Origin of the sequence: Vibrio sp. R-1, from assembly GCF_035615595.1 — a bacterium.
GTDB lineage: Bacteria > Pseudomonadota > Gammaproteobacteria > Enterobacterales > Vibrionaceae > Vibrio > Vibrio cholerae.
In genome coordinates this window covers 1-595 of the sequence record NZ_WPDC01000279.1, presented here as the reverse complement: position 1 = coordinate 595, position 595 = coordinate 1, and the positions used below count along the sequence as shown (strand labels likewise).

Below are 595 nucleotides of genomic sequence, written 5' to 3'. Positions count from 1 at the left end.
TATTTTTCATCCTTATAGACCAGTATCTCACCTTTACCTATAGGCACTAGCGAAACGCTCAGGTTGTGCTGAGAGCTTACCCACGCTCTGAATTCTTCAAGTTCATCTGCATGAGAGGTGGCATTGTCACAGACCAACAAACCACCCGTTTTTAGAAGATTGAATAAGTCGTCAGCTAACGATACATAGGTTTTCCTGTCAGCATCAAGGAAGATAAAGTCCATGCTTTCAGGCACATTAGATAGGACCTCCGTAGCGTCTCCGACAAGTTGAACTATCTTCGAGCTTGTATGCGTCTGATTGAAATTTAACGAGGCCTCTTCGATTTTCTGAGGGTTAGCTTCAATGGTGTAAACCTTACCATCATCGGGAAGTGCAGAAGCTAACCAAATCGTCGAGTATCCGTTAGATGTACCAATTTCCAAGATCCTGTTTGCCCCAGTGGCTTTAACAAGCACAGATAGAAACTCACCAGTGTCTCTTGTGATATTCAGGTACTTCTTTGATTTATCAGATTGAGCAAGATCGTTTTGTATCCCGAACTGCTCTAAATCTTCCATGATTCTTTGAAATTCCAACGTATTTCCCTCAATAG

Annotated in this window: 1 protein-coding gene; it reads right to left on the bottom strand. The window is 42.2% G+C overall.

The window, feature by feature from the left end; translation table 11 throughout:
* The coding region (locus GOU96_RS18115; protein ID WP_324702114.1) for an O-methyltransferase at window positions 1–560 on the bottom strand (560 nt) is incomplete at its 3' end.
* Between the last annotated feature and the right edge of the window lie 35 nt (window positions 561–595).